Source organism: Zobellia alginiliquefaciens (assembly GCF_029323795.1).
GTDB classification, from domain to species: domain Bacteria; phylum Bacteroidota; class Bacteroidia; order Flavobacteriales; family Flavobacteriaceae; genus Zobellia; species Zobellia alginiliquefaciens.
The window spans coordinates 1,758,293-1,779,896 of sequence record NZ_CP119758.1; the positions used below are offsets into that span (position 1 = coordinate 1,758,293).

The window sequence follows — 21,604 nt, forward strand, 5'->3', positions numbered from 1 at the left end:
ATGACCAATTCCGAAATAGTAGAACAAACCATTGCTTTTGTAAAAGAGACTTTACAAGGCGCCGAAGGCGGGCACGATTGGTTTCATATTCAACGTGTATTTAAGAACACCCTACTTATAGCAAAAGAAGAAAAAGTAGATGTTCTAGTGGTAAGCCTAGGGGCACTATTGCATGATATTGCAGATGCAAAATTCAATGATGGCGATGAAACCGTAGGCCCAAAACTTGCTCAACACTTTTTGACTGACTTGGGGGTGAACAAAGACACCATTGACCATGTCATTAAAATTATTGAGAACATCTCTTTTAAAAATTCTCTAGAAAAAGGAAAGAAATTCTCGTCTATAGAATTAGAAGTAGTTCAAGATGCAGACCGTTTAGATGCGCTAGGTGCCATAGGTATTGCAAGAGCTTTTAACTATGGTGGGTTTAAGAATCGGGAACTTTACAACCCGGAGATTGCTCCCAACCTAAAAATGACCAAAGCGGAGTATAAAAAATCTACCGCGCCCACATTAAATCATTTTTACGAGAAGTTACTTCTGCTCAAGGATAAAATGAATACCGTAACTGGCACAAAACTAGCAGAACAACGGCATGATTATATGTTAGATTACCTTGAACAGTTTTATCAGGAATGGGACCCTCTTCAACCAAATACAGGGTTCACAGCATAAATCAGCTAAAAAATCCGGCTGTGTATTCTTCAAAATTTGTACCTTCAAGACCAGAACCTAAATCCAATTTTTGAAGATGCAAAGAAGAAAGTTTATCAAGAATGCCGCAGCGGCTTCCACCGTATTTTCCATTGTTCCTAGTTTTGTAATGGGCAAGAACCATGTTGCTCCCAGTGACACCTTGTATGTTGGTGCTTTTGGTGTTGGCGGACGTGGCTCAGGAGTTATCAACGGGCTAGACGCTACCGGAAAAGTGAAGTTTGTAACCCTTTGTGATGTAGATGACAGAAGAGCCTCAGATACCTATAAAAAATATCCAAAAGCAAAAAAATACAAAGACTATAGAAAAGTTTATGATAAGCACTTAAGTGACATAGATGCCATTATGGTAGCAACGCCAGACCATATGCACGCCTCTATTGCCCTACCTTTTATGCGCGCCAAAAAACACGCTTATGTAGAAAAGCCGTTGACACACAATATCAACGAAGCTCGCATGATGACCCAAGTTGCCAAAGAACATGGTATCGTAACCCAAATGGGAAACCAAGGAGCATCAAGTGATGGTAGTCGAGAAGCAAAAGAATGGATAGATTCAGGCATCATTGGAAAGGTATATAAAGTAGATTGTTGGACAAACCGTCCCGTATGGCCACAAGGTGTGCCCGCACCAACGGAAAAACAACCAGTTCCTAAAGGCCTTGACTGGGACCTTTGGCTTGGCGTTGCAGCAAAGCGCGATTACAATGCAGCCTATCTTCCTTTTAAATGGAGAGGTTTCTGGGACTTCGGCACCGGAGCTCTTGGTGATATGGGATGCCATATTATGGAAACCCCATTTAGCGTATTGAACTTAGGCTATCCTACCGAAGCTGAAGCGAGTTGTACTACCAATTGGGTGGGCGATTTTGTAGAAGCCGATTACAGCGAATCTTGCCCGGCATCTTCAATTGTACGATTAAAGTTCAACACGGAACAACACGGTGACATTGCCCTAAATTGGTATGATGGCGGACTAAAGCCTGACTTACCGGATGAGTTGGCAGATGGCGAAACTATTGGCGACGGCGGCGGAGGTTCTGTTTTTTATGGAACCAAAGGTATTTTAGTAACGGACACCTACTCACGTAATGCCAGATTGTTACCAAGCAAAAACATGGACATGTTCAAAGCCCCTGCTCCTTATTTAAAGCGAATTGATGGCGATGTTGAAGGTCACCAAAGAAACTTTGTAGAAGGTTGCTTAAATGGTGCCGAAACCTCATCTGACTTTGAGAGATCAGGACCTCTGACCGAAGCTGTATTAATGGGGAACTTGGCCATTAAAGCTTTTCAATATAAAAAATTAAAGGAGGGCAAAAAACTTGGTGATTGGGATCCTTTTGAATACCCCGGGAGAAGAAAAATCCTTTGGGACGGTGACAATATGAAAGTAACCAATTGGGATATGGCCAACGAGTGGGTAAAAGGTAAGTATCGTAAAGGTTGGGAGTTAAAATAAACAACTTCAATGTATATATAAAAACAAAAAGTCCCGTAGCAATACGGGACTTTTTCTATTCTAAACGGATGAATCAGAACCATCCGTAGTATACTATATTCTTACTTACTTCTTTGTAGGCAATTCACGAGTTAACCAACCTCTCTTGTTTGCAGTTGCAATTGCATAAGGGGTAATCCAGAATAAACCAAAGGTGAACAAAATACTATATGAATACGCCCAAAAAGATTCTTTAAAATCATACCGGTTTGCATAAAACAATACCGGGAATGTAGACAACACCAAGATGCTCAACAGCGTAGAGCTTAAAAACAATAATGGGTGAGTCAAAATAAAGAACAACATAAACAATAAAAATGGGTAGCTCATTAGTATTTTAATCGATTGGCTAATGAACAATAACCTTGGGCCAAATTTTGAGTCTTTTCTAAAGTTGGTAAAAACGTACTTAGACATTTCAATATTTTCACGAACATTGCTTCTACCCCATCTGATAAACATCTTGTAAAGACCTTTATATTTTTCCGGTACATTGGTATAAGCGTATGCGTTTCTCTGAAACAATACGTGAAACCCTTGTTTTAAAATCATGTTGGTCATGGCGCGATCTTCACCAATATCTGAAGGTTGCCCCATAAAAGTCTGATTGATCCACTCATCCAAACAGTTAAAAACAGCAGTTCTACGGTAAGCTGCCAGTGCTCCTGGAGTACATAACACCGAGTTTAAAGAACTCTCTGCAGATCGTACGAATTCAAAACTCTGAACAAAACTTACATCTAACATCTTTGGAAGTAATGCTCTTTTGTTGTTCAGAACACGAATATTACCCGCAACGGCCCCGCACTTCTCATTCACTACAAATGGGCTTACTAGGTTACGAAGTGTATCTGGGTCCACAATAGAATCACTATCTACCGTTACAAAGATTTCACCTGTTCCCTCGTTAAAGCCTCTGTACAGACCATGGCGCTTACCCATGTTCTTAGGTTGTTGAAAAATCGTTACACGATCACCCAAAACCATTTTGGCCTCCTTCATCCAGTGCCAGGTATCATCTTTACTACCATCATCAATTGACAATAGTTGTAATTTTTCATGAGGAAAATCACTTTCCGCCAAACTCATCAACGTATCATACACTTGTTTGCCCTCATTATAAGCCGGTACAATTACGGTTACCGTTGGTAATTCTTCATCCGAAACAGAATCAATAGCCTTATATCTAAAATATCTGTAAATGATAAACAGAAAAAAAGCGGCCTTAAAAACTAAAAGTCCAAGAGCAACATACATAAAGGCCTGTCCAAAAGTTGAGGCAGAACGTTCAATGTTAAACTGGGTCAGATCGCTTCTTAAAATATAGGACATATAAGCTGCGCCTATCATCAAAACAAAGGTGCTTCCCATCACAAAAATGCCCCATGCGTTTGCTGTTTCAATGAAAATTTTGATTTTATCGAGAAAGCTACTTTTTCTTGCAACTTTATCTAATGTGGTATTTGGTTTCATATAATAGTGTCTAAAATGGTATTCTTCGCTTGTTATACGTCCGCGAGTTCCAATTCAGATTTTTCCTTCATACTATTTTAACACTAAAAGTCTAACTACCAACATTAGTAACCTCAGCGATTTACTCACATTCAATCATATTCAACAAATTATAGGCATAAAAATTACAGATTTCCAAACAACTGCTGAGTATTTCAATTATTACACTAAAAATGCACCTTCCAATTTTGTTACAATAATTTTAAGAATCTTTGTTAAGCACCCGAAATTAAAGGCAGTAGAGAACTAAAACTTCTTTTAAAAAAGCAGCGCTTCATACCTTATTTTTTTATCTCAATCGGTTAAAAAGCATATCCTGCTGAAAGTTGAAAAACATTGTTTTGACTTTTCCCTCCAGTGAAAGAATCTCCATTAATATTGGTAACACCTTTATTATATCTGAGACTGAAAAAAATATTGTCATTCAGTTTGTAAGATGCACCAATAGCAAAGGCAAAATCTAACGTATTAAAACGATCATCATCTTCCTCGTTGGTGGATATTAAAAAACCAACCACTGGTCCTGCTTCTGCACTTAAGCCTTCTATAATAGCATACTTTCCTAAAATGGGCAAGTTAATATAATCCAATTTCAGGTTATTATCGCCTGTACCATAATCCCAATTTGTACCTTGTGAAGAATATAGTAGTTCTGGTTGTACGGCTATTTTATCAGAAATTGGAATTTCTGCAACTCCACCCAAGTGAAAGCTGACTTTTGTGCCCAAACTACCTAAACCGGAATAAGCACTACCCCCAATTGAAGCTACGTTAATTCCTCCTTTTACTCCAAACCCAAAATCTTGTGCATTGGTAGAAGTGATTGTTACAAATGCGGTTAAAAGAAATACTACTTTTTTCATAATCTACATGTTTTGTTTAAATGTTTCCCTTGTTAGTGCCGTACTAACAAAAAGGTTAACATGCTGATCAAAACAATCGTAGCTGTCCGTCTTTATATTGTGCATGCAACCCATGGTTAAGAGGTGGGAAAGCCTTATCCTTAAAATACGTTTGACGGGCCAAACGTACCAAATCATGAATTTGAGTGGCGATCTTGCCTTCCCCACGACTACGAATCCCAAAGCGGCTGTCGTTTAAAGTTCCTCCATGGCATTCTTCAATTTGATGCAATACTTTTTCAGCTTTATCGGGTAGGGCTTTATATATCCAATCCGTAAATACTTGACCTATGGCCCCGTTCAAACGAACTACGGTAAAAGCAAAAGATTTTGCTCCATTATCAGAAACCGCTTTGGCCAACTTCATAATCTCATGGCTGTTGATTCCAGGTATAATTGGAGCTAACATCGCATTTACAGGAATATTATTTTCAGAAAGTACACGAATGGTTTCCAGTCGCTTTTTTATAGTAGTGGTTCTTGGCTCTAAAATGCGCCTTGTTTCTTCTGACAGTGAAGTAACGGACACATTAACGCCTATCAACCGGTCTTTGGCCAGTTCTTTTAGAATATCCAAATCGCGCAGCACCAAGGCATTTTTGGTAATGATACCAACAGGATGTTTATATTTTAGAAAAACCTCCAAACAAGCGCGTGTAATCTCAAACTTCTTCTCGGCAGGTTGATAGCAATCCGTATTTCCTGAAAGGACAATTGTTCTCGCCTCCCAGCGTTTGCTCTTTAATTTAGCTTCTAGCAGTTTTGGAGCATCTTTCTTAATTAAGATTTTACGTTCAAAATCCAGCCCAGCGCTATAGCCCCAAAATTCGTGCGTATTACGGGCATAACAATAAATACAACCATGTTCACAACCTTGATAGGGATTCATTGAAAATTGCATACCCACATCAGGACTTGTAACCTTATTAACTATGGTCTTGGGAAAAATTGGAATGTATTGTGTTTTGTTCTTGTCCGCCTCTTCGCCTTCTATACGGCAGAATTCAAGAAAATCGTCTCTTGTTTCATAGACGTTCTGAAGAAATTTGTTGTGTACATTCTGTTGGGCTCCACGGCCTTTGATATAATCTTCTGATTTCAATTAATTGGATTTATTCCAAATTTATGGAATAAATCCAATGTATAAATATATCATCTGTTATTTAACAGAAACTTCTACCAATTGTTTTCTAGTACCACGCTTGGCGTAGAACAAAAGACTATCCGAAGCCTCGTCAATAAAAGGCCTGGACACCATTATAGGCAACCTTACCTCTTTATCATCTACCAGCTTCTTGTATGATAGCTCTCCCTCTGCATCTACTTTGATGACGAACATATTTGGATTTCTACTAAAGCCTTGTTTGAACAGAATACGTTCTTTGCTCATTTTCTGCGGATTCTCTCCAGAATTGATAAAGAAGTACATGTTTTCTCCTTCGCCATAAGCGGTATACGAAGCATACGAAGCATCACCTTGCGTCACTTCGGCCTTATTAATGTTACGCGCCCATTCCATAGTGCCAGTAGCATTTAGCCTAGCCAACACAATATCATTATAATGGTAGCGGTCCACTTTTTTGGTAGCACCTGCACCTATATCTTGTCCCGCGGTTACAAAATACTCCTCCGCACTGAACAAAATATCATTGTTAGGCGTAATGTGCACACTCTTAAAAATAAGGTTCTTAATTTCTGCATCTACCTCCCGACCAAATTTATCCAACATAAACTGATCCGAAAACGGATTGTACTTCTTGGCTTTAATGTCAAGTGAATTTGCATCTAAATTAAAATATGCCAAACCGTTATATCTATTATCTTTTCTGTCTGCGTAGAAGCCTACCACTTTTAAATCAGTAGCCGATAGTACCGGTTTCAAAGATTCCGGAAACCTTCCAGCATCCGCAAATTCTTGTGTTTTGTATCCGTTTTCAGTGATTTTGACCAACTCATACTGAAATCTTCTTTCCTTTACATCAAACCTTCTTTTCTTGAAAAAGGCTTTTCCCATTAGGTACAATTCCTTTAAATCCTTTGAAACCTCTATATTTTCAAAAGCATAATTCTTCTCCTCAATATTGGCACTAAAATCATACTCCAATTGAAGTTTCAGGTCGGTGCCAAAAAGATACATATGATATTTTTCATCTCTACCTTCCCTATGGTGTACGGTTACCGCAAACGCCGATCTATCATCATTAAAATGGGTTGCAGTCGAAAATCCGTTGCCAAAACTGCGGTTATATTTGCTTATCGCAAGCGGATTCAAAACTTCTTTGGAAGGTATGGAAAGTAACTTTCTTTCCGTAAAATTGAACTCATCTAGCGGACTCTGATGTACCACATAATTATATGCTTCATCTCTATTACTGTAGACAAGTTCCAATAAGTACAGTTGCCCGTTCTTTACGAACCCATCAACCATATGCCTACCGGCGTATTTATAATTAAAATCGGTTACAAGATTGAGTTCCGCGTCGTACACCTCAATAAAATGTCCTTTGGGCCTTAACGGCATACCGCCGTAGTAGGTTCGCACTAGAACAGTCTGCTCTTGCGCAGAACGGTCTATAGATAATACGGTAGAATATTTATACCTATCGGAATAATTTTCACCAAGCTTATATTCCACAGGAATTTCCTGTGCAGTTGATAACGTTAGGGTTGCCAAGAACAGCAGAGCCGTAAGGCCTTTTCGGGTTCGCATAAGTAGGTTTTAAGCGGACATGCTACTTGCCAGGAAAATGGGCCTTCCGCTTTTCTAAAAATGCAGAAGTACCCTCCTTAAAATCTTCGGTACCAAAACAGGCACCAAAAGCTTTTATTTCTTCGTCATATCCATTACTGTTCTTAAAACCCGCATTTACGGCTTTTATTGCGTAACTAATGGCAACTGGGGAGTTATTCGATATCTTGCTAGCCAACTTCTCACAAAACTCGATCAGCTCTTCCTGAGACACTACGTGGTTGACCAAGCCATAATCCAGAGCACGTTCTACACCTATCATACCCGCCGTCATAATGAGTTCCAGGGCTCTGCCTTTGCCTACAAGCTGAGGCAATCGTTGCGTACCACCATATCCCGGAATAACACCAAGAGACACCTCAGGAAGCCCCATTCTAGCATTATGACTGGCCACTCTAAAATGGCATGCCATGGCCAATTCTAGTCCTCCTCCCAAGGCAAAACCATTTACAGCAGCAATTACGGGTTTAGAAAGGTTCTCTACAAAGTCAAAAAGAATGGTATGGCCTTTAGCAGATAATTTACCACCTTTCTTTTCGGAATAATCAGCAAATTCAGAAATATCCGCACCGGCAACGAAAGCCTTCTCGCCGCTACCGGTTAAAATAATTACCTGTATGGAGCTATCTTCGTCTAAAGCCTTAAACGCCTCGTGTAATTCTTGAATAGTTTCACTATTTAAAGCATTTAATTTTGAAGGACGATTAACGGTTACAATAGCTGTTGACTTACTATTATCTACGAGAACGTTATTAAATTTCATATGATTTCTTTTATGTGATGTTTCAAAACTTAGTTATTTATACTACCTATTTCACCAATGGGAACTTTACTGAAAATACCGTTCCTTTGCTGGGTTTTGAGGTAAAACCAATGTGTCCTTTATAGGTTTCCACAATATTCTTTACCATACCGAGGCCAAGACCCATACCACTGGATTTAGTGGTGAATTTAGGTTCAAATATTTTTTCTTTAAAGCCCTCTTCAATACCAATGCCATTGTCTGCCACACATATTTTAGCAAAATCTCCTTCAGAACCTACTGAAACAACAATTCGTGGTGCCTCTACTTCAGGAATGGCTTGAATAGCGTTTTTGACCAGATTGGTTACCACACGGATGAGTTGGGTACGGTCTAATTTCGTAATAATTTCTTCTTCCTCAGATATAAAGTGAATATAATCTTCGTTAAAAATGTCCAATGCCAAGCGAACAATTTCAACTATGTTTAAGGTTTCATTTTGTTGTGCCGGCATTTCAGCAAAGTTGGAAAATGCAGAAGCAATGCTACTCATGGTATCTATTTGCTGAATAAGCGTTTTAGAAAATTCGGCAATTTTAGTATCTATATTTGGGTCTTGCGCATCAAATTTTCGTTCAAAACTTTGAACGGTAAGTCGCATAGGTGTCAACGGGTTTTTAATTTCATGTGCCACCTGCTTTGCCATCTCTCGCCAAGCTTGCTCCCTTTCACTTCGTGCCAATTTAACGGCACTATGCTCTAATTCGTCTATCATGGCATTATAGGAACTTACCAATTTTTCAATTTCCTCACTAGGATTATCTATAAGTATTTTCTCGTTACTTTTTCTCAGGTCTGTCCTATCCATCATGTCCGAAATAGTCTGTAATGACCGTGTAATGTAGGTTGAAATAAAATAGGCCAAACCGATAGCAATGAGCAACATTAGGAAATACACCCCTCCTAGACGCATTAGAAACTCTCTGAGTTCCATATTGTTAAAAGAATCATCTTCGTAGTAAGGTAAATTTAAAATACCTATCGGTTTAAATCTTTTGTCATTGATATAGGTATATGAAGCTTTGTAATTATCGCCCGCCAAGGCTTTTTGATCAACAAATCTTTTTGTGGGACTAGTTTCCAAAAGACTTAAGATAGATGGACTCAAACAGTTTGCTATAGAATCGACTTCAAATTTAGCTCTGGAGCTTTTTATTAGTTGGCCTTCTAAGTCATAAATATTAAGGCGCTGGTTCTGAACATTGGCTATCTCATAAATTTCCTCATTAAATATCAGCCCTAAATTATTGGTGGTGACCGGGTAGGTTGTTTTCTTTAAAACGTACTCTACGCTTTGCCTCACCTGCTCTTCTTTACGCTCCAAACGGTCTGAATGATAATCCTCTGATTGCTCTTTATACTGATACACAGTAACGCCAGCAATCAAGATAGAAGCTATGACCACGAGTAGGATCATAGATAAGAAGATGCGTGACCTTAACGAAAGTTTTGTGAACAAAAGACTTGATTTTACATCAAAGGTAGCAAATATCACGCCATTTTACATATGTTCATAGGCTTCTCAAAACTGACTAAATTCCAGTATTCTACAAAGCTAATTTTACTACAGACAAGAGTTATGCCTCAGGGTTTTTAGACCTTATACTTTTATATATTCTGATGCCAAGCATTAAGAGGACTCCTAGAACAATAATTCCGACAACACCAAAAATCCAATTGAACGCATTTTTAAGAATCACCAGAAACACTACAGCGAATAAAATAAGTGTAGCACCTTCATTAAAAATACGCATGAACTTGGAACTGTACTTTACCTCATTGCGTTGTAGTTGCTTAAATATCTGATGTGTCTTAAAGTGATACAATATCAATAGTAAAACAAAAACAAGTTTTACGTGCATCCAAGGTTGCTCCAACCAGGCAGGAACCAAAACCAATAACCAAACAGCAAAAAAAACAGCTAATATAGCTGATGGCCAAGTTATAATAAACCACAACCGTTTGGCCATAAGCTGAAATTGCTTGGTAAGAATTTCCTTTTCAGGTGAAGCTTTATGGGAGGCCTCAATATGATAGATAAATAGGCGTGGTATATAGAACAAGCCCGCGAACCATGTAATCACAAAAATAAGATGTAATGCTTTTATGTACTCGTACAACGGACCAAGCTTTAGAATTGCCGTTCAAAGTTAGGAAAAACTACAAACTCCTTTCATATAACCCAAAACGAATTTTTCCGAACGATCCTTTGCTTCATTAAACCCTTATATATTTAGAAGAATGCTTAATTTAGAGCAACCCATATTTTAAACTATCATCTCTTGAAAATTATTAAAAACGAAATGACACCGGAAGATTTCCAGACACTTAGCAACGCTAAACAAAATATGGAGCAAATAGGTTGGGCTATGCAAGGCCTCAATAAAATGGGGAATGTTATAGAAAGTAGGATTCAACTGCTACCCCAAAAGCAGCGTGATTGGATTCAGCAGATCACGTACAAAGTATTACATACTGTGGTAAAAACCAATTTGATCTCAATGAGCAAAAAATCAAAAGCCTCACCTATGAACAATTTGTACAAGGCACTGGTCACTTCATCAGGAGCTATTGGTGGAGCATTGGGTGCTAGCGCTTTCGCAGTTGATTTAACATTAGCTACCAAACTCATGATGCGCTCCATTATGGATATTGCCCGTAGTGAAGGAGAGGACCTAGATTCACTAGATTCACAGTTGGCATGTTTACAAGTATTCGCTTTAGGGGGCAAGAGCAAACACGATGACAATCTTGATACAGGATATTATGCCACAAAATTAGCCATGAGTTCCGCGGTGAAAGGCGCTACCGGAATTGCAGGAAAGACCGTTACCACCTTACTCAATACAACAGGAAATCCACTTTTGCAACTCATAGCCCAAGTGGCTTCTCGTTTTAGCGTTCAAGTTTCTGAGAAATTTGTGGCCCAAGCTATACCCATAGTAGGTGCTGCCGGTGGGGCTACTATTAACTTGGCGTTCATTGACCATTTTCAAAATATGGCCCACGCGCACTTTAGCATCAGGCGATTGGAACGCAAATATGGAGAAGAGCAGATTAGGTTGAAATACGAAGAGTTGACTGTTGCCAAAGTTTAACGCTTTACTCTCTTTTCAGTGTAATTTCATTACATTTAACCATAACTCAATTATAAAACTATGAAAACTCAACTCAACTTCCCCCTAAGGAAGAACACGCGTATGGCAGCTTTTGTGCTGCTTTTGTGCGCAACGATTACCGTACAAGCACAAGAATTCTTGTATGGCGATGCCTTACCGGACGCTCCCGAACTATCCAATAGAGGTGAACATACCGTTGGGGTACGTACGCTTAACATTACACATAAGAATCAGGTTGATATTTTAAACTCAAAAGGAGGTACAGACCCAATGTATGATAGACCTCTTACCATAGAGGTTTGGTATCCTTCAGAAGCACCAACGGACAAAGGCGCTACCGTAACTTACGAAGAGGTAATGGGCACCAGAGGTGATACTTTACGTCCATTGGTGCCTTTTTCTTTTAAAGGAAGGGCTTACCGTGATGCCTCACCCAAAGCAACTACTGGCGGATATCCATTAATAGTAGTATCCCATGGGTATGTGGGCTCAAGGTACTTAATGACTTATTTAACCGAAAACTTGGCGTCAAAAGGATACGTAGTAGTTTCAATAGACCATACGGATTCAACTTTTAAGGATGCCAATGCATTTCAAAGCACCTTGTTGAACCGTGCTAAGGACATTAAATTCGTAATTAATACGGTAGTCGAAAAAGGAAACTCAGCATCAAAAGACCAACTTTCAGGAATGATAGATGCTGAAAATATTGGTATTGTTGGATATTCCATGGGTGGCTACGGTGTTTTAAATGTTGGAGGAGCTGGCTATAGCGATGGACTTACAGTTTTCTTTGGACAAATGACCGGAGGTAGTAGTGCAATTTCCGCTCTAGCAGCTAGCAATGCAGAATATCAAAAACAAATAGACCCAAGAATTAAGGCAGTAGTGGCTTTTGCCCCGTGGGGAATGGAGCGTGGTGTTTGGGATGCCAACGGATTGGCAGGTCTAAAAAAACCCACTCTTTTTATTGCAGGCGACCAAGATGATATTTCTGGTTATGAAAAAGGTATTAAAGCTATTTATGAGGGCGCCGTTAATGCGGACCGATACTTGCTTACCTATAAAAATGCGAGACATAACGTAGCTCCGAACCCTCCACCAGCAGAAGCTCTTCAACCCGGTTTACACATTGACGAATATTACAGATATGCCGAGCCTTCTTGGGACCAAAGAAAAATTAACAACATTAACCAGCACTTTCTAACTGCTTTTTTAGGAACACACCTTAAAGGCGAAAACAACGATGCGTATTTAAATATCCCCAAAGAATCTAATGCACAGGATTGGCACGGTTTTAAACCTAGATCTTCAACAGGTATGGAACTTAGACACGCTAAAGCTGCTGGAGTGAATATGAAACAATAATAGTACTTACCTAGTCCGGAGGAGGCTGACTTACGCCTCTTCTGCGACTAAGGTATTCTTAATTTCGTTCCTCAAATAGAAACCCGTTACAATTGTAGCCAACACATCGGCTACAGGAAAGGAAAGCCAAACTCCTAGTTCGCCCATATAGTTGGGCAAAATCAAAATAAGAGGAATAAAAAAGAAACCTTGTCTAGATAAGGTGAGTAATAATGCAGGTATCGCTTTTCCGATCGCTTGAAAATAGGCTGCACCTATCAGCTGTAATGCAATAATAGGTGTCGCAGCAAATACCAATCGCATAGCTAGAGGTATGTGTTCTAAAACATACGCATTGGCCGCCAAATCATGTGCTGATTGACCAGCTCTATCACTTAAAAATAAAGAGGCAATTTCTTGCGGAAAGCTCATAAGCCCAATAAATACAACGGCAGCCAACAGTGACGCGTATTTAATAGCGGTGTTAATCGACTCTCGTACCCTTTGGTATTTTTTTGCCCCGTAGTTGAATCCCGCTATAGGCAAGAATCCTTGGGTAACGCCAAATACAGGAAACAGCGCAAACATTAACATACGACCAATAATAGCATAAACGGCAACCATAGCCTCACCACCAAGGCCAAAAAGAATATTGTTCATTAGCAAATAGACCACACTCGTGGTAGCTTGTCTGGATAAGGTTACAAAACCTAAAGACCCAATTTCTTTTATAATCGGCAAATCAAGCCGAAAACATGACGGACTAAGTTTCAGTTCGGATTTTTTAGATAGAAAAAAGTAGAAGACATATGCTGCACACAATACGTAGCCAACGGTAGTAGCCCAGGCCGCCCCTTCCATACCCCAATCAAATATATAAATGAATATATAGTCCATAAGAAGGTTTCCTACGGAAGGTATAATCATGGCTATCATAGCAAATTTGGGCTTCCCTTCGGCCCTAATAACAGTATTACCCATCATACAAAGCGCCAAAAACGGAACTCCGTACAAAACGATGGTATAATAAATCTTTGCGGGTTCAAAAATGGTTCCTTTACCACCAAAAGCAGGTATGAGCACATCAATATAATAGAGTCCCAATGCCACCATTACCGTGGTAATCAACAGCGTTAACGTAATTTGATTGCCAAAGGTCTTTATGGCCTTTGCGTGGTTATCCGCCCCAAGAGCCCTAGAAATAATACTTGCTCCTCCAATACCAATGGCCATCCCTAAAGCCCCAATAAAAAAGGATACAGGAAGAACTACATTGATAGCGGCTATGGCAATAGAGCCAATCCAATTACCAACAAAAATAGAGTCTACCAGTATATTAAGAGACATTACTAAAATACCAATAGAAGCTGGCAAGGCCTGTTTTACCAAAAGCTTACCAATTGGTTCCGACCCTAACTGTTCCGATGATACTTTAGCCATTCTTTATTCCTGTTAAGCCTATTACAGATTTACGCAGGCAAAGCGCCTGTAGTTTGCCAGTCCTTAATCCAATTGGCCATAACTTTTACCCACGCATCACTTTCGTTCAAACAGGGAATGTGTTTGTATTCCTTTCCTCCGGCTTCTTGAAATTGATGTTGTCCTTCCATTGCAATCTCCTCTAGTGTTTCCAAACAATCGGCAACAAATGCAGGTGTTATTACAGCAAGGTTTTTAATTCCTTCCTTAGGGAAACGCTCAAATTCAAAATCAGTGTACGGCTTTAACCAAGGGTCATTAGGTAGTCTGGATTGAAACGAATTACTCACTTTATCCGCTGGCAGGTTCAAATAGGCTTTTACAGATTCAGTAGTATCAAAACACTGGTGACGGTAGCATGTATGATGCGCTACAGAATTGGTCTGGCAACATTTACCGTCTATTTTACAATGAAAATTGGTCGGGTCGGATTTTCGTATGTGTCTTTCGGGAATGCCATGATACGAAAACAAGATATGGTCGTAATCAAAACCTTCCAAACTTTCTGCAATTCGTTCTGAAAGTACACGAACATACTCTGGGTTTTTATAAAAAGGAGGCAGGGTGGTCAATTTCATATTCGGAAAAAATGCTTCTTGCTCTTCCATCACTTTAACAACAACCGTTTCATAGGATGACATGGCATAATGCGGGTATAACGGCACTAACAACACCTCATCTACACCCTTATCATGTAATTCCTTCAAAGCATTTTTTATGGTCATGCTACCATAGCGCATTCCCAAAGCTATAGGCATATCTGAATGCTCTTTCAACTTGTTTGAAAACCGTTCTGAAATAACAATTAACGGAGAACCTTCTTCCCACCATATTTTTGCATAAGCTTCAGCAGATTTTTTCGGCCGAGACTGCAAAATAATGCCACGAACTATAATATTCCGAAGCCAATTAGGAACATCAATTACGCGTTCATCCATTAAAAATTCATCTAAATAAGGCTTAACATCCTTAGCCGTGGGACTGTCTGGAGAACCCAAATTAACCAATAAAACTCCTTTCATAGCTTAGCAATACTTTTTTTTGATTTCAAGACAGTTTATTTCACCATAAAGAACTTTCCACTTTGCGGGAATACAGCTATCTTTAAATGCCCACTTACTTGGGCGAACGTATAATTTTTACAAAAATACGCCTTGAAACGTATCTAGGGCGCATGTTATTAAAATACTTTTTGATGCTACTATAGATTACATCAATTTTAGATGTGATTCAGCCCTGTTAAATTGAAATAACAAGCTATTCTTGCTTTTGAACAATTTGCTATGTTAAACGATTTTTTCAACGAAAACTACAAATCACTCTCATTTCTTGCAGGTGCCCTGGTCATTTTATTGATTGGCTATTATGCCCTTTTAAAAATTCTTAAAAGGTTGGGCAAGAATCCAAAATATTTGATTCCACCATCTTCTGTTAAGAAGGTGAGCACGCCCCTATTCCTGATTGTTCTATCTATCCTTCTGCGTTTATCCTCTCTAAGGGAGTTATTAGGACTCACCCATCTAGACTATTATTTTAGAAAGGCCAGCACCCTACTGTTCATCTTTGCATTTACATGGCTTCTACTCAAGGTGATTACCATTGTGAAGCAGCATGTAATGCATAATTACGATATGAATTCTTCGGATAATTTACGCGCACGCAAAGTAGCCACTCAATTTAATATACTTGAGCGTATCATAATTTTTATCGTAGTTATACTGGCCATTAGTATTGCTCTCATGAGTTTTGAAAGTATACGTGAAATTGGTGTGAGCATTTTTGCTTCGGCAGGTGTTGCTGGGATTATCATTGGTTTTTCCGCTCAAAAGATGATAGGCACTATTTTAGCAGGTATTCAAATCGCTATTGCACAGCCCATAAAACTAGATGACGTGGTTGTCGTTGAAGGTGAATGGGGCCGTGTAGAGGAAATTACACTGACCTATGTAGTAGTAAAGATTTGGGATAAGCGACGATTAATTTTACCTACCACGTATTTTATTGAAAAGCCTTTTCAAAACTGGACCAAAACTTCGTCGGATATTTTGGGGACTGTTTTTCTTTATACGGACTACTCCGTTCCGTTTGACGCCCTTAGGAAAGAGATGACAAAAATACTTGAAAACACGGATCTCTGGGATGGTGAAGTAAACGTAATTCAGGTAACCGATTCCAAAGCCAACCAGATAGAAGTCAGGGCGCTCATGAGCGCTAAAGACTCATCTACCGCTTGGGACCTACGTGTGCATGTTCGCGAAAAGCTAATCACCTTTTTACAGCAGAATTATCCTGAGAGTTTGCCACGTACCCGCTTACGTTTAGAAAATATGGAAACTCAAGAAAATACAACTAACGAATAGCCGTTATACCTTTAACTTTGAATTCCAATTTTAACGGTTTTTAGGGATGAAATGCCCCCTGTACTTCTTTAATTTTACAAAAAGAAGGCAAGCACAATACCCTAAAATACCAAAAGGACGTTTATGCGGTTAACAACTATTTTTCTTATTCTGGTTTCTTTTATGGGTCAAGCCCAAGAAGAGAATAGTCTTCTTTGGGAAATATCTGGAAACGGTTTGGAAAAAACATCATACCTCTACGGAACGATGCACGTAAGCAAAAAAATCGCTTTTCGTTTAGATGATGTTTTTTTTGATGCGCTAGATAAAAGTGATATGATAGCCTTGGAATCAGACCCTGGTCTTTGGCTAGAAAAAGAAAATTTAGTAGGCTCATCTCCTTATGGGGCTGAAGCTGGTTTTGTAACCAAAGGTTTCTACGCCCGTTCATTTAGAGTGGCAAATCCTAGAAAAGAAATATTGGGCGCATATTTAGCCTACGAGGACCGTATTGTTAACAACATTCTATATCGTACAAGTGAATTTTCCCAAAACTTTGAAGAGGAAACTTACCTTGACATGTTCATTTATCAAGCGGGGAAAAAATTCAACAAACCTATTGTTCCATTAGAGGATATGGAAGAATCCGCTGCACTGGTAGGCAGGGCCAGTTTAAATGCCATTAAACAAAAACCAGATGAATGGCTGCAAAAAAAAATGCAACAGTCAGACCCTATGTTTCTACTTCAAGATGCCTACAGGGAACGAAATATTGCATTATTAGACTCAATTGACCGAGCCATGTACACGCCCCATTACATGAAAAATATGTTGTACATACGCAATGCAAACATGGCCCACCGTATGGATTCCGTAATGCGAAAAGGGAAAATATTCGCTGGGATAGGAGCGGCTCATTTACCGGGAAATCAAGGAGTTATTTCACTATTGAGAAAAAAGGGATATACTGTAAAACCCTTGCTTTCCAAAGCTACATCCAAAGGCAAAAAACTAAAACAAAAGTTTGAACAAAAGAAACGTGAAAATACCTATAAAACGTATAGTACGGAAGATGATTTCATTACATTAGAACTTCCTAATAAGTTATATCCGGTTTCGGATATTGGCAAGACCACCTATGTTTCGCCAGATTTGGCAAACGGTAGTTTTGTTGTTGTTAACCGCATTCCAACGTATTCATTTCTTAAAAAAGACGTTTTGTTAACTCTTGAAGAAATAGATAAACTTCTTTTTGAAAACATTCCTGGAAAAATTTTAGAAAAGAAATCGATTATAAATGGCCATTTCAAAGGCCTAGACATCAAAAACCTCCTTAAAAACGGCGACCACCAACGGTATCAGATTTATGAAACTCCGTTAGAATTGGTTATCATTAAAATGGGTGGGGAAGGTGATTATGTAACAAAGTTTTCAGAACCCATTTTTAATAGTTTAACTTTTAGAGCAGACTCTATTCCAGCTCCTAAAACTCGTACTTCAATCTATGAAGATTTTGAGGTTCAAATGCCATCGCTTTATAGCTTTACAAATCGTAGTAGAACTGGTGATCGGTGGATGGAAGGCTTTGATTCTCTCTCCAATAACTATTACTTTCTTCGTAAATCGGTTTTGAACGACTTTAATTTCATTGAGGCCGATACTTTTGAATTAAAACAAATACAAAAACGTTTTTACCAAGATTTAGAATTAACGCCTGAATACGGCCAGTTTAAAGACCGAAAACTTATCTCATCTGCCGAAATAGACGCCAAAACAAAAAAGCGCCTGTACCTCATGACTACCTTAAGAAAAGGTGAATATTATCTTTTGGGTACCATTGGAAAGAGCCAAAAAAAGGCTGAATCATTTTTTGAATCGTTTAGACTAAAGACCAGTAAACATCAGAAGCCTTTTAAAACTGTGATAGATACCGCCTTGTACTTTACGACTAAAACCACTGTAAAACCGCCCAAATTTGTGGAGAGCAGTACCAACTATTATACCGGTGCGCCCAAAACAAAATCATACGACCCATTCCATAAAAAAACCGTTTACCAGAATGAAAACGGAGAGGCAGTAGCTGTGGAACTGAACAAATCCCACGATTTCTTAATGTTCAGAAATCTGGACTCTGCTTGGGCCTTGAGAAAAAAACTGTATGCGCATAAAAAATACAAAATTATAAAGGAGACCAAAAGCTCTCCCAAAGGCTACCACGAATTGCAGTTGACACTTGTGGACACCGCAAGTACAAGAGGAATCCTAGTAAAAAATATATTGAAAGATGGACTTCTCTACGAGTTAAAGGCCGTTGTTGATACCATTGAAAAACCTGGTTCCTTCATAAGCGAATTCTTTGATAATTTTATTCCGAAGGATACTATAATCGGTCGTAATTTGTTTGAGGACAAAGTACCTGAATTCTTTAGTGCGCTTGAGACTAACGACAGTATCGCTCTTGACGGATATAGATTTATAAAATTCGATCCCAAACACGCGGAAGCCCTTAAAAAGCATATTTATGAGTTTGATTTAAGCAAAGGAGAGCGCCAAATACAATTACACCTTATTCGGAAATTAGCAGAGTTAGAAGATGTTGACCTCACTGAGTTTTCTAAAAGGTTTTACGCAAAATCGTATAACAACTCCACCGCACAGGCTGTTTTGCTTCAAGAAATTGCTAAAAAATCCAATGAAGCATCAACAAAACTATTGTTAGAACTCATGCAAACAGATTTGCCTTTGTTATCAAACACATTCAATATTAGCCTTATTTTTAAACCGTATCGCAAAAATTTAGAATTAGCAAAAAAACTGTATCCCACCCTTTTGGACTACAGTTCCATTCCTGAATATAAAGAACCTATTTTTTCGCTTTTGTCAGAGTTATTAATAAAAGGTATTATCAAACCAAAACTGTACAAAAAGTATAGAGTTCAGATTCTAAACGATGCCAAAACCCTAATTAAAAGACAGTTGGGAAGAGATATTTCCAATTCTCAAAATGATTTCCATAACCCTAGAACTAGCAGAAGTAATACCTCTTTGTTAGAAGACTATATTACCTTGTTGTACCCATTTCATACTGACAAATCCGTAGAACAGTTTTTCACACAAATTAAGCAGGTTAAAGACCCTGGTGTTCAAGCAGCCTACCTTGCTCAGTTACTTAAGGACGGAAAACAAGTACTTCAAAATCAATTAACAAGTTTGGCCTCAGATATAAATGGCAGACTCCCGTTGTTCAATACATTAGAAAAGGTAGATATGCTCGGCCATTTTCCTTCTAAGTTTAATTCACAAAAACATTTAGCTGAAGCTATTCTTTTTGAGAGTTCCAAATATGATAAGGTCAAGGATTCCGTTGCTTTCGTAACCCAAAAGCTATTGGAATTTAATGGAAAGAATTACACAGGATATTACTTTAAAAAGCGAAATACCGAAGATTATGACAATAACTTCTCTATGTACCTCTTAATCTTTGAAAACAATAAAGAACTCCAGACCAAGACCTTTTACGAGAGTGATGCTATGCGCATTGAAGACACGGATACCGATGAAGAAGTAATTGAATACCTCACCGAAGGTTTTGAACTAAAAGACCGAAGACGCGCAGATATCTATAGGCCTAACGGTTATGGAATGTATGGTCATCATGGATTTTGATTTTAGACTTTTATCATAAAGTAATACTATATTTATCTAAACATCTATTAAAACTAACCACTCTTCTTATGAAAATTAAATATGTGTTACTTTTTTTTACTGCGATTTACTCTTTAATAAGCTGTACAGAAGGAACAGAAATAGATGAACCTATTGCTAAAGAAGAACCAATTCCTGAAGAACCTAAAGAAGAAGTTTACCTAACGTATAGATTAAATGAACATTCGGACGCAACCGAAATAGAATACTGGGTAATTGTTCATGACCAAGATGGCGAACTACTAGATTATAAAAGTATTAAAGAAGATAGCACTTTAACTTTTAGTACCATTGATACCGCCTTAGTAAATACAGAAAAATTAGTTGTAACAACTTTATCCGTAGCTGAATATGACAACCTATCATCTCATAATTTATACACTTATACAGATATACCAAAGGGATTTAAATGGAATTCTTCAGAGCCTGAGGAAGCAAGCTCAATTTTTACTGAAAAACTGAATACCTACAAATCAAATGAATCAACAAACAATTTGACTTACAAGGCCGGAAATTCCAGTATTACAGTGAACTCGGCTCCTACAATTCTAAAATACCAAGTTTACTCTCCAAAAAGTGGTGTTGTCGATAGTAATTATAACATAATTAATGAAGAGACCTTTTCCATTGAAAACATAGAGTTACTATCTGGTATAAGATATTTATTTTTTATTGGTGATGCTGAGGGATCATTAAAATATCATTTTTTTGAACTAGGCTCAGATTCACAAGATGTGATTCTTGACTATAATCAATTTAAAGACTATGAATATGTATTAGAAACAACACTACCTCAAAATGCTTATCAATTTAGTACCTCAAACGGATTTGGCACCCTAACAAATCCAAAAATAGCATATGAAACGTCGGTAGAACTAAATTTTGATAACCCTACAGTTTCAAGAATAGGGTATATATCCGGATTTGATAGTTACTCAACTTCTTTCTCTATTAAGTTAGAAAATGATTACATCTATTTCTATTCTAAAGACTTACATCAACTACCTCTTGAGGAAATAAAAATCTTGGAGAGACCCAGTTTTAACATTATTCAAGATGCCTTATATAATTTTGAATTTAATACAGATAGCAATTACATTACCTCATCAAGTATTTGGAACTCAGAAACACTTTCAACTGAAAATAGACGTAGTACCACCACCTGGAAAATATTTTCTTCAAATAAATCGTCTCATACCGTAGGAAGCTTGCCTGGGGAGGTAAATACTTTATGTCCAAATTTGGATTTAGATAAATTAAAGTACTCACAAACTCATCTTATTATACAAGGAAAAACTTATGAATCTACTTTAAAAAACTTATCTAACCCAAATAATTCAACCTCTCCAAAAATTAATGAATCTTTAATTCTCTACCCTGAACAGGATTAGACTAAGCAATAGAAAAATTTGCAAAAGTCAAGGAATTATTA

Annotated in this window: 16 protein-coding genes; 7 read left to right on the forward strand and 9 right to left on the reverse strand. The window is 38.2% G+C overall.

Annotated elements, in window-relative coordinates; translation table 11 throughout:
* Together P0077_RS07475 and P0077_RS07480 are read left to right on the forward strand one after the other, a co-directional pair.
* Positions 1-678, forward strand: a complete 678-nt coding sequence (locus tag P0077_RS07475) for an HD domain-containing protein (RefSeq protein WP_276168499.1) — start codon at positions 1-3, stop codon at positions 676-678.
* Positions 679-754: 76 nt separating this feature from the next.
* A complete protein-coding gene (locus P0077_RS07480) occupies positions 755-2,179 on the forward strand; it encodes a Gfo/Idh/MocA family protein (protein ID WP_276168500.1) in 1,425 nt (474 codons plus the stop codon).
* 105 nt (positions 2,180-2,284) lie between these two features.
* Here the strand turns inward: P0077_RS07480 and P0077_RS07485 are convergent, their stop codons facing one another.
* The 7 genes from P0077_RS07485 to P0077_RS07515 all read right to left on the reverse strand — a co-directional run bounded on the left by P0077_RS07485 (position 2,285) and on the right by P0077_RS07515 (position 10,303).
* Positions 2,285-3,691 carry a glycosyltransferase family 2 protein gene (locus P0077_RS07485; protein ID WP_276168501.1) on the reverse strand — a complete coding sequence of 469 codons (1,407 nt, stop codon included), beginning with the start codon at positions 3,689-3,691 and terminating at the stop codon, positions 2,285-2,287.
* 341 nt (positions 3,692-4,032) lie between these two features.
* Positions 4,033-4,593: a porin family protein gene (locus P0077_RS07490; RefSeq protein WP_276168502.1), complete on the reverse strand. Its 561-nt coding sequence runs from the start codon at positions 4,591-4,593 to the stop codon at positions 4,033-4,035.
* Between the two features lie 67 nt (positions 4,594-4,660).
* Complete coding sequence (locus tag P0077_RS07495) at positions 4,661-5,734, reverse strand: PA0069 family radical SAM protein (RefSeq protein ID WP_276168503.1); 1,074 nt, start codon at positions 5,732-5,734, stop codon at positions 4,661-4,663.
* 57 nt (positions 5,735-5,791) lie between these two features.
* Positions 5,792-7,342, reverse strand: coding sequence for a hypothetical protein (locus P0077_RS07500; protein WP_276168504.1), 1,551 nt, complete (start codon positions 7,340-7,342; stop codon positions 5,792-5,794).
* 22 nt (positions 7,343-7,364) lie between these two features.
* The gene (locus tag P0077_RS07505) at positions 7,365-8,144 is read right to left on the reverse strand and encodes an enoyl-CoA hydratase/isomerase family protein (protein ID WP_276168505.1); all 780 of its coding nucleotides are present in this window, start codon (positions 8,142-8,144) and stop codon (positions 7,365-7,367) included.
* 46 nt (positions 8,145-8,190) lie between these two features.
* Positions 8,191-9,600: a sensor histidine kinase gene (locus P0077_RS07510; protein WP_276169179.1), complete on the reverse strand. Its 1,410-nt coding sequence runs from the start codon at positions 9,598-9,600 to the stop codon at positions 8,191-8,193.
* A gap of 160 nt (positions 9,601-9,760) precedes the next feature.
* On the reverse strand, positions 9,761-10,303 hold the full coding sequence (locus P0077_RS07515; protein WP_276168506.1) for a CopD family protein: 543 nt from the start codon (positions 10,301-10,303) through the stop codon (positions 9,761-9,763).
* 162 nt (positions 10,304-10,465) lie between these two features.
* Here P0077_RS07515 and P0077_RS07520 point away from each other — a divergent pair, with 162 nt between their 5' ends.
* Both P0077_RS07520 and P0077_RS07525 read left to right on the forward strand, forming a co-directional pair.
* A complete protein-coding gene (locus tag P0077_RS07520; RefSeq protein WP_276168507.1) occupies positions 10,466-11,281 on the forward strand; it encodes an EcsC family protein in 816 nt (271 codons plus the stop codon).
* A 60-nt stretch (positions 11,282-11,341) separates the two neighbouring features.
* A complete protein-coding gene (locus P0077_RS07525; protein ID WP_276168508.1) occupies positions 11,342-12,670 on the forward strand; it encodes an alpha/beta hydrolase family protein in 1,329 nt (442 codons plus the stop codon).
* Between the two features lie 30 nt (positions 12,671-12,700).
* Here the strand turns inward: P0077_RS07525 and P0077_RS07530 are convergent, their stop codons facing one another.
* Entirely contained in the window at positions 12,701-14,089 is a 1,389-nt protein-coding gene (locus P0077_RS07530; RefSeq protein WP_276168509.1) for an MATE family efflux transporter, read from the reverse strand.
* Between the two features lie 29 nt (positions 14,090-14,118).
* Positions 14,119-15,150: a ferrochelatase gene (gene hemH, locus P0077_RS07535; RefSeq protein WP_276168510.1), complete on the reverse strand. Its 1,032-nt coding sequence runs from the start codon at positions 15,148-15,150 to the stop codon at positions 14,119-14,121.
* A 261-nt stretch (positions 15,151-15,411) separates the two neighbouring features.
* Between hemH and P0077_RS07540 the strand changes: the two genes are divergently transcribed.
* The 3 genes from P0077_RS07540 to P0077_RS07550 all read left to right on the forward strand — a co-directional run bounded on the left by P0077_RS07540 (position 15,412) and on the right by P0077_RS07550 (position 21,563).
* Complete coding sequence (locus tag P0077_RS07540) at positions 15,412-16,488, forward strand: mechanosensitive ion channel family protein (RefSeq protein ID WP_276168511.1); 1,077 nt, start codon at positions 15,412-15,414, stop codon at positions 16,486-16,488.
* A gap of 123 nt (positions 16,489-16,611) precedes the next feature.
* Positions 16,612-20,133 (forward strand): TraB/GumN family protein, encoded by a 3,522-nt coding sequence (locus P0077_RS07545; RefSeq protein WP_276168512.1) that lies wholly within the window; start codon positions 16,612-16,614, stop codon positions 20,131-20,133.
* A gap of 68 nt (positions 20,134-20,201) precedes the next feature.
* Positions 20,202-21,563 carry a hypothetical protein gene (locus P0077_RS07550; protein ID WP_276168513.1) on the forward strand — a complete coding sequence of 454 codons (1,362 nt, stop codon included), beginning with the start codon at positions 20,202-20,204 and terminating at the stop codon, positions 21,561-21,563.
* Positions 21,564-21,604 lie beyond the last annotated feature (41 nt).

Bases quoted from the DNA above. Each gene is read 5' to 3' on its own strand.
- P0077_RS07505 (WP_276168505.1), bottom strand. From the start codon at position 8,144: ATGAAATTTAATAACGTTCTCGTAGATAATAGTAAGTCAACAGCTATT.
- P0077_RS07475 (WP_276168499.1), top strand. From the start codon at position 1: ATGACCAATTCCGAAATAGTAGAACAAACCATTGCTTTTGTAAAAGAG.
- hemH (WP_276168510.1), bottom strand. From the start codon at position 15,150: ATGAAAGGAGTTTTATTGGTTAATTTGGGTTCTCCAGACAGTCCCACG.
- P0077_RS07485 (WP_276168501.1), bottom strand. From the start codon at position 3,691: ATGAAACCAAATACCACATTAGATAAAGTTGCAAGAAAAAGTAGCTTT.
- P0077_RS07550 (WP_276168513.1), top strand. From the start codon at position 20,202: ATGAAAATTAAATATGTGTTACTTTTTTTTACTGCGATTTACTCTTTA.
- P0077_RS07540 (WP_276168511.1), top strand. From the start codon at position 15,412: ATGTTAAACGATTTTTTCAACGAAAACTACAAATCACTCTCATTTCTT.
- P0077_RS07525 (WP_276168508.1), top strand. From the start codon at position 11,342: ATGAAAACTCAACTCAACTTCCCCCTAAGGAAGAACACGCGTATGGCA.
- P0077_RS07530 (WP_276168509.1), bottom strand. From the start codon at position 14,089: ATGGCTAAAGTATCATCGGAACAGTTAGGGTCGGAACCAATTGGTAAG.
- P0077_RS07480 (WP_276168500.1), top strand. From the start codon at position 755: ATGCAAAGAAGAAAGTTTATCAAGAATGCCGCAGCGGCTTCCACCGTA.
- P0077_RS07500 (WP_276168504.1), bottom strand. From the start codon at position 7,342: ATGCGAACCCGAAAAGGCCTTACGGCTCTGCTGTTCTTGGCAACCCTA.
- P0077_RS07490 (WP_276168502.1), bottom strand. From the start codon at position 4,593: ATGAAAAAAGTAGTATTTCTTTTAACCGCATTTGTAACAATCACTTCT.
- P0077_RS07510 (WP_276169179.1), bottom strand. From the start codon at position 9,600: ATGATCCTACTCGTGGTCATAGCTTCTATCTTGATTGCTGGCGTTACT.
- P0077_RS07545 (WP_276168512.1), top strand. From the start codon at position 16,612: ATGCGGTTAACAACTATTTTTCTTATTCTGGTTTCTTTTATGGGTCAA.